Origin of the sequence: Nocardia araoensis NBRC 100135, assembly GCF_000308435.1 — a bacterium.
GTDB lineage: Bacteria > Actinomycetota > Actinomycetes > Mycobacteriales > Mycobacteriaceae > Nocardia > Nocardia araoensis.
This window is the reverse complement of the sequence record NZ_BAFR01000232.1, coordinates 1-284: the sequence shown is the minus strand read 5'-3', so window position 1 is coordinate 284 and position 284 is coordinate 1. Positions and strand designations below refer to the sequence as shown.

At 66.2% G+C, this 284-nt stretch carries 1 protein-coding gene; it reads right to left on the bottom strand.

Features of this window, described 5'->3' with window-relative positions:
* Nucleotides 1–284, bottom strand: a 284-nt coding sequence (locus ON21_RS30105; RefSeq protein WP_039803520.1) for an IS110 family transposase, incomplete at both ends; no start/stop codon positions are given.

Genomic DNA, 284 nt, shown 5'->3' with positions numbered 1-284 from the left:
GCGAAGTCGAACGCGGCCTCCAACGCGGGAAAGATCGACCCGAGCAGGGCACGCAACCGGTTGATCCCGGCCACCCAATCCGCCATCAGGTCGGTGCGGTAGCTGGTCAGCTGGGTCAGTCCGACCACGAGCTCATCAGGCATCACGACCTGGTTCAGGTCCTCGCGCAGACGGGCGCTCTGCGCGATCACTCGCGCGTCCTTGGCGTCGGTCTTCCCCTCGCCGCGGAAGCTGCCGGTCATCGAATTCACCACCCGGCCCGGCACATACGTCACCGTCTGATC